Here is a 7,572-nt window from a genome sequence, read left to right on the forward strand (position 1 = left end):
ATCATTGCTGGCTCTAGATCGCGTGAGTTGCCCTCATTTCCGCAATTCCACCATTGGCCTCAAACCAGCGCAATGTGCGCACGAGACCCTCTTCATAGGGCACTTTGCACGACCACCCCGGCAAGATTCTTCGGCATAGGGTCAGGTCAGGACGCCGGTTGGTCGGATCCTGCGGCGCCGGCTCACCATGAACAATGGTCGTTCCGGGAATGAGGCCTGCAACATACTGCGCGATCTCAAGCACCGAAATTTCCCGGTCGTTTCCTACGTTGACTGCTCCCACATGATTGAAGTTCTCCAGCCAGAACAGCCGTTCGAGCCCATCGACAATATCGTCGACATAACCCCAGCTGCGGGTTTGGAGACCATCACCATGGACGACGATCGGCTTGCCGGCCAACGCATTGGCGATAAAGTTGGAAACAGCACGCCCATCATCGGCTCGGGTGCGCGGGCCGTAGACGTTAAAGAGCCTGGCAACCCGCACATCGACGCCGCGGACACGGTTGCTTTCGAAGAGGAGCGCCTCGGTGCAGCGCTTGCCTTCATCGTAGGAAGAGCGCGGGCCCGTACAGTCCACTGACCCCCGATACGTCTCGGGCAGCGGGTTGACCAACGGATTTCCATAAACCTCCGAGGACGACGCAAAGCAGATTCGCCCATCCTTTTTGAGCAGCTTCAAGAGCCGCATAGCGCCAATTAGATTTGCTGAGACGGTACGCTCGGGCTCCCGCATATAGACCGGCGGCGACGCGGGCGAGGCAAGATGAAAGATCTCGTCGAATTGGAAATCGGATTTGAAATGCTCCACCTCGGAGCGGACCAGCACTAGGCGTTGATCTCGGATATGACCAACGTTTTCTGCTCTGCCGGTCCATAGGCTGTCGACCACAACCAGCATGTCCAAATCGTTTCTTTTGAGAAGCCGGTCGACCAGGTGCGACCCGATGAATCCTGCTCCTCCAGCCAGCAACAGCTTCTTCATCTCATGTCACGAAGGGGACATAGGCTGTCCGAATTCGTGTCCTCGTTGGGCATTGCAAGCGTCCCTCCTTCGGGAAGCCGCGTCAAATAGGCTCCGCTTGGTCCAAGCTTCTCGTCCATTACAGCAAGATTGCTGAGCACCACGCGGTAGTCGGCTTTCTCGGCGGAATCCGCAAACTCATGAATAGAGTAGTTCCAAAAATTTCCTCCGCTCTCCGAGCCGTTTTCCCCTGAGCTGCGGTCCTCGCTTTCCGGTTGGGGAAGTGCTCGCTTCGCCTTGCGCAGGAAAATGGCCGTAAATGCGGCAACGAGTTTCGCGAACTGCACAGGTGATCGCCAGAGCATTTTAGTGCAGTTCCTGGCGACAGCAGCAAATCGGTGTGTCATCAGCCCAAGCTTGGCAATCTCGACATCGGTGCGGAAGATCGCATCCAGCAGGACCGGCTTCACCGCCTCTGTGCAGCGGGCAAGTACGCTCTCGAGCACCATCCGACGCGAGATGAGCATTCGCACGAAATCTGCCGACATATTCCCTGGCGTTCGGCGGTATCCGACAAGATGCTCCTCAACGACGCCGAAACGGTATTTGGAGGCAATGCTCTGTTGGATGAAGAAGTCCTCGCAACCCTCTGCACCGCTCTCGCGCAGTCGCGAGGAGTAGCCACCCATTTCGAAGAGAACATCGCGCCGAAACATCACCGAACTGCCGTTGCCGATGAAATTTTGTCCGAGATGCTGCATGAACACCCATCCATTTGGGTGCCTCTGCTTCGGCGTGATGATCACCATATCATCGGCGTCAATCGTCCGGTAAAGTGTGTAGACAAGCCCTAGATCATTGCCAGCCGCCGCGAAAACACGCAGCTGCTTTTCGAGCTTGGTCGGGTGCCAGAGATCATCGGCGTCTACAGGCGCTATAAAGATGCCCTTGCTTGCCCGCACCCCCGCATTCCGCGCCGACGCGACGCCACCATTCTTCTGTTGGAGCAATTTGATGCGCCCGTCGCCATCAGCCAGTCGTCGAACGATCGATGCTGTTGCGTCGGTCGAACCATCGTCAACGACTATTATTTCCGTATTTTTATGCGTTTGGGCGAGCACGGACGCCAAGGTACGCTCGATGAATGGCTCTGCGTTGTAGGCAGGGATGATAACCGCCACGAGCGTGTGGGCAGAGTGCTGTGAATTGCCCGGCAAATCCGCCATCCCTAGTCGCGCCCGAAGGAAGAGAATTGCAATCGCCCCCATATTGGCCAGAAATGATTTTTGGACGAGATATCAATTAGACAATCAGGCAGCGTGAAGTTCGCAAAGACCTGACGAGAGATTGACGGACGGAGTGTCATCCAAACCCTTCTCCCTTGGTGTGTGCAGGCGTCCACCACTGAATCTCTTTGCTTTTCAGCATTCTTCGTTTGCTGCTATCCGCCGCAACCGAGGCACAGAGTTGCTGGGATCGGTCGTTCACGCATATATTAGCCGAAACTACTATTCGCGCCAAGGAGCTGAAACCGACATAGCGACGGCGGTGGGCTCTATCTCCGCGTAAAAAGGCGGAACCAAGTCCCGGGCCGTCGTCCACTTCAGGTGCCCGGCAGCAGCTTGCGGGTTTCGTCCTCCGTTTGGCAGGGGAGGTGTGACGATGAACGCCGTAACAATATTTAATCAGTTAGTTCGCGATCGCCGCTCCTGGTGGGGCCTGTAGCGTAATTGTGATGGTGTCACCCGGAGCGAGCAGAGTATCTTCGGTCGCCTCGATCGTCGCTGTCTTTCCGTCATTGGAACGGGTTACACCCATCATAACCCGGCGGCCCCCTTCGGCCAAAAGGTCGCTGCGCAGCTGCCTCACATAGGCGATTTGTTTGGCCAAAGAATCCATCTCAGCGCGCATTTCCATCATCGCCGCGCTTTCAGTCTGCAAGTCAGCCAACAGGTTAATTCGACCCTGGTCGGTAAGCTTCTCAAGGCTGCGCTGCAATTCCCCTTGGTCGCGTTCAAGTCGAGAGATCTCAGCGTTGGTTTGCAAAGCGCGGGTCGCTGACAAGAGCACTGCGCGTTGAGCATCGTTGATCATGGTGATCTGGATCAGACCTTTTTCGAAGAGCTTCTTGAGGCGATCAAGTTCAGCCGCATCCGCTGCCGCGCCAGCTTGATCCGCCTTCTGCTGCTCCTTCAGGTAGCCCATCCGTTCCGCCGCCTTGGTCGTGGCCAACTTGATTGAAGCGCGCTCTTTCTCCTGATCCACATAGAGAGCTTCAAGATGCTTCTGTTCCTGCTGCAAAGCTTCGTCGCGACGGGGTTCGAGGCTCGGGTCACGTTCTGCCTCCGGAACCTCGATCGCCCTGGCGCCGCTCAGCTGCGCCTCTATTCGAGCAGCCTTGATTTGGCTTTCCTGATACTTGATGCGCAGAACGTAGAGGCGGCCGCCAAGGTCCGCTACTGTCATTTCAGGGTTTTCAACCTCGCCGCGACCGAGCTTATAGCCGCCGCCCGCAGCCACAGCTTGTCGGACAGCCATTCCTGGTCGGAAGGCCTGAGTCCCAGGAGAGGCAATGTCCCCGTCGATATAGACCGGTCGGTATTCCTCAATATCAACTATAATCTGATCTGGATAGAACCCGGTCCAATTCTCAGTGCCGTCAGCGGATCGTTGCGGAAGGGACTTCGGTTTTAGGACCTCGATTACCTCCTTGCGAACATCCTCTATTGTCTTCTGGCGAACCTTTAGGGGGCCCAAGACCGGCAACACAATTGTACCGCTCTGGTCGATCACAGCTCGCTTTTGCATCTCGGGATAGCCTATGACCGCGAAGCCGATCACGTCGCCAGTCTGCAGACGGTACTCGTCGACGTTGTACTCCTGTGCTAGGGCAGGGCCATTCGACAGGTTCGCGTAGACGAACAAGAGTAACAAGCATGTGAGCGCGGCGCAGCTGCCTGCTCGCCAGCGCACCGATCTATTCAACATTCGCGCTCTCGTGTGTTCGAACGGCTGACAGTCATACACATAACCAACCAATTCAGCCCCTTGTCGCAACGCATTTAATGGATCGAGCAGTTGCGGATCGAGCAGCATATCAGCTGCTCCAACCTGTCATGAAAATATCGAGTTCACTGTGTCCGCGGTCACAGCGAGTGTCGCCGATATGCCTCATTTATCCCAGGTATCCCGGTATCCCACGTAAAGCTCGGTACAAAAGTCGCACAGGCGGAAGAGTTGGACGGGATCGACATAATGGACCGTATGGTTAGCGCCGTTCCCTCAGGGCCATTGCTGAAGCTCTGGCGTGTAGCGGCAGGTGAGACGGACACCTATCCCCGGCCAGGCAGAACCATGGAGTGGGACACGGCGGCTGGCGACGCAATCCTGCGAGTTGCTGGTGGCATCGTCCTTAATCTCGAGGGACCTACAACAAGGGGGCGCCAACGATCAGATGTCGATTTTGCAAATCTTGTCGCTTACGGCGAAGCAGAATTCTACGTCGGAAAAATTGGGCTCAGAGGCTCGGTGTAGTCCCCGATTGCTCCACGAGCACACCGCGGATGAAAAGCACGCCTCGCTCTGTCGATGGAGGATCGTGAAGAGGGAAAGCGTGAGATGCTGCACGATATGGTGGCCACGAATGGAACCCCCTTCGTCTCCAGCGGAAGATTGACCCACCTTAAGCGACTTGAGGCAGAGTCAATCCACATTTTCCGCGAGGTTGCGGCGGAATTTCAAAACCCGGTAATGCTCTATTCGATCGGCAAAGACTCGTCGGTAATGTTGCATTTGGCGCTCAAGGCGTACTTTCCGTCGCGCCCGCCCTTTCCGCTACTTCACGTCGATACGACTTGGAAATTCAAGCAGATGATTCAGTTCCGTGATGATGCTGCCGAGTGCGCGGGCATGGATCTGATCGTCCATACCAACATGCAGGGCTTGAAGGAAGGGATCAACCCGTTCACTTACGGCTCTTCCACTTACACAAGCGTTATGAAAACCGACGCACTCAAGCAGGCGTTGACCAAGTATAAATTCGACGCAGCGTTTGGCGGGGCTCGACGCGATGAGGAGAAAAGCCGAGCCAAGGAGCGCATCTTTTCCTTTCGAACGGAAAATCACAACTGGGATCCGAAGACCCAGCGCCCGGAACTCTGGAATGTTTTCAACGGGCGGATTCGTCATGGGGAGTCCATCCGTGTCTTCCCTCTTTCCAATTGGACCGAGCTCGACATTTGGCAGTACATCCTGAAGGAAAACATTCCCGTCGTTTCGCTCTATTTCGCGGCCAAGCGTCCGGTCGTGTGGCGCCAGGACGTGCTGATAATGGTCGATGATGACCGGCTGCCGCTTGAGCCCGGCGAAATACCGGAAATGAGAATGGTGCGCTTTCGCACTTTGGGTTGCTACCCGCTGACCGCCGCAATTGAATCGGATGCGTCGACGGTTGCGGAGATCGTCTACGAGATGCTGTTTGCTCGAACGTCCGAGCGCTCTGGGCGTCTAATCGATCACGACGAGTCAGGGGCGATGGAAAAAAAGAGGCGGGAGGGATACTTCTGATGAACGCGATACCGATAGACCCCGCAGCGATCAGCCAGTACCTGGAGCGCCATGAAAGCAAGGACCTGCTTCGTTTCCTGACGTGTGGAAGTGTCGATGACGGAAAATCGACACTGATCGGACGCCTGCTTTACGATGCCAAACTGCTTTTTGAGGATCAGCTCGCGGGTCTGAGACGCGATTCTCGTAAGCACGGAACAACTGGAGATGACATCGATTTCGCGCGTCTGGTGGACGGTTTGGAAGCGGAGCGTGAACAAGGCATCACCATCGATGTCGCCTATCGATTCTTTTCGACCCATCGCCGCAAGTTCATTGTCGCTGACACGCCTGGCCATGAGCAATACACGCGCAACATGGCGACCGGCGCGTCGAATGCCGACCTTGCCGTCATTCTCATCGACGCGCGGAAGGGGGTTCTCACGCAGACACGCCGCCATACTTTCATCGCGTCGCTGCTTGGGATCAAGCACCTCGTTGCCGCAATCAACAAGATCGACCTGGTGGATTACTCCCAAAAGGCCTTTGATCGGATTGGCGCTGACTATCAGACTTTCATCGCGGACCTTGGCTTCAAAACGATACTCTCCATTCCGATGTCGGCACGCTTTGGCGACAACCTGGCGGAGCGGAGCGCCAAGTTGGCGTGGTATGAAGGGCCGACGCTCATCGAGCACCTCGAAACCGTCGATGTGGTCCGCGATGAAACAGCCGGCCCATTCCGGTTGCCGGTGCAATGGGTCAATAGACCGAATTTGAACTTCCGTGGCTATTCGGGAACAATCGCATGTGGCGTGGTCAACGTTGGGGATCCAGTCGTTGTCGCACAGTCCGGTTGTACGTCCAGGGTCAAGTCGATCATCACCTACGACGGCCAGCACGAATGGGCGGCGGCTGGCGAAGCGATTACCTTGGTTCTGGAACACGAAATTGATGTTTCGCGTGGTGACATCATTTGTGCAGCTGCCAGCCGCCCCGAGGTTTCTGATCAGTTTTCGGCCCACGTGATCTGGATGAGCGACGACGAGCTCATCCCAGGGCGGACCTATTATCTCAAGATTGGCTCGCGCACTGTGGGTGCAAGCGTGATGGAGATAAAGTACAAGGTCGACGTGAATACGTTTCAAAAATTGGCGGCCAAGACGCTCCACCTAAACGAGATCGGCGCACTTAACCTGTCGACGCAGGAGCCGATCGCGTTCGAGCCGTATTCGTCCAACCGCGTTATGGGCGGCTTCATCATGATTGATCGGCTGTCAAACCAGACGGTCGGTGCCGGAATGATTGTTTTCGCCTTGCGTCGGGCATCCAATATTCATTGCCAGGCAGTGGAGATAAACAAAGCCATACGATCGCGCCTGAAAGGTCAGAAACCGGTCATCTTGTGGTTTACCGGTCTTTCGGGGGCGGGCAAGTCAACGATTGCTAACCTGGTAGAAAAGCGCCTCGTCTCAATGGGGCGGCACACATATCTTCTCGACGGTGACAATGTTCGCCACGACCTCAACCGTGACCTTGGTTTCACGGATGCTGACCGTGTCGAGAACCTGCGGCGCGCCAGTGAGGTGGGGAAATTGATGGTCGACGCCGGCTTGATTGTCTTGGCGTCGTTCATATCGCCGTTCCGGGCCGAGCGCAAAATGGCCCGAGAGCTATTTGCTGCGGGAGAGTATGTCGAAATTTTCGTGAGTACACCTCTCCACGTGGCCGAGAAACGGGACCCAAAGGGACTGTACAAGAGCGCGCGTCTAGGTCGACTTAAAAATTTCACTGGCATCGACAGCCCCTATGAAGAGCCAGAGTCGCCGGAAATTGTGCTGGCGGCAGGGGTGAGCGCGTCGGAGGAGCTGGCCGAACAGGTTATCAACTATCTCGCGCATCACGGCTACATCGACCGATGAACCGCGCTTTTCAGCCATGTGCCACACGTCCGGCGCCATCACTTCGGTAGGAAGGCATATTCGACCAGATCTACAAGCCGGCCCAGTAGCATTTAGATCAGGACGACATGACCACAGCACCCGCCAAGGCGGGGTGGCGGT

General features: G+C 56.1%; 6 protein-coding genes. 3 read left to right on the forward strand and 3 right to left on the reverse strand.

The genetic code is table 11. From position 1 onward, the window contains the following. Positions 1–13: 13 nt before the first annotated feature. The 3 genes from NKI63_RS25220 to NKI63_RS25230 form a co-directional block, all read right to left on the reverse strand. A complete protein-coding gene (locus NKI63_RS25220; protein ID WP_352706280.1) occupies positions 14–985 on the reverse strand; it encodes an NAD-dependent epimerase/dehydratase family protein in 972 nt (323 codons plus the stop codon). Beyond that, positions 982–2,232: a glycosyltransferase family 2 protein gene (locus tag NKI63_RS25225; RefSeq protein ID WP_502899859.1), complete on the reverse strand. Its 1,251-nt coding sequence runs from the start codon at positions 2,230–2,232 to the stop codon at positions 982–984. The genes NKI63_RS25220 and NKI63_RS25225 overlap by 4 nt, the downstream gene beginning before the upstream one ends. Positions 2,233–2,653: 421 nt before the next feature. Beyond that, positions 2,654–4,060, reverse strand: a complete 1,407-nt coding sequence (locus NKI63_RS25230) for a polysaccharide biosynthesis/export family protein (RefSeq protein ID WP_352706276.1) — start codon at positions 4,058–4,060, stop codon at positions 2,654–2,656. 168 nt (positions 4,061–4,228) lie between these two features. Between NKI63_RS25230 and NKI63_RS25235 the strand changes: the two genes are divergently transcribed. From NKI63_RS25235 to cysN, 3 genes are all read left to right on the forward strand, one after another. Continuing rightward, positions 4,229–4,498, forward strand: coding sequence for an inositol monophosphatase family protein (locus NKI63_RS25235; RefSeq protein WP_502900509.1), 270 nt, complete (start codon positions 4,229–4,231; stop codon positions 4,496–4,498). Positions 4,499–4,582: 84 nt separating this feature from the next. Next, positions 4,583–5,530, forward strand: coding sequence for a sulfate adenylyltransferase subunit CysD (gene cysD / locus NKI63_RS25240; RefSeq protein WP_352739470.1), 948 nt, complete (start codon positions 4,583–4,585; stop codon positions 5,528–5,530). Continuing rightward, positions 5,530–7,431 (forward strand): sulfate adenylyltransferase subunit CysN, encoded by a 1,902-nt coding sequence (cysN, locus tag NKI63_RS25245; RefSeq protein WP_352706271.1) that lies wholly within the window; start codon positions 5,530–5,532, stop codon positions 7,429–7,431. Before cysD ends, cysN begins: the two co-directional genes overlap by 1 nt. Positions 7,432–7,572: the final 141 nt, after the last annotated feature.

The organism is Mesorhizobium sp. M0410 (assembly GCF_040321435.1).
Taxonomy (GTDB): Bacteria; Pseudomonadota; Alphaproteobacteria; order Rhizobiales; family Rhizobiaceae; genus Mesorhizobium.

Bases quoted from the DNA above. Each gene is read 5' to 3' on its own strand.
- NKI63_RS25220 (WP_352706280.1), bottom strand. From the start codon at position 985: ATGAAGAAGCTGTTGCTGGCTGGAGGAGCAGGATTCATCGGGTCGCAC.
- NKI63_RS25225 (WP_502899859.1), bottom strand. From the start codon at position 2,232: ATGGGGGCGATTGCAATTCTCTTCCTTCGGGCGCGACTAGGGATGGCG.
- NKI63_RS25230 (WP_352706276.1), bottom strand. From the start codon at position 4,060: ATGCTGCTCGATCCGCAACTGCTCGATCCATTAAATGCGTTGCGACAA.
- NKI63_RS25235 (WP_502900509.1), top strand. From the start codon at position 4,229: ATGGTTAGCGCCGTTCCCTCAGGGCCATTGCTGAAGCTCTGGCGTGTA.
- cysD (WP_352739470.1), top strand. From the start codon at position 4,583: ATGCTGCACGATATGGTGGCCACGAATGGAACCCCCTTCGTCTCCAGC.
- cysN (WP_352706271.1), top strand. From the start codon at position 5,530: ATGAACGCGATACCGATAGACCCCGCAGCGATCAGCCAGTACCTGGAG.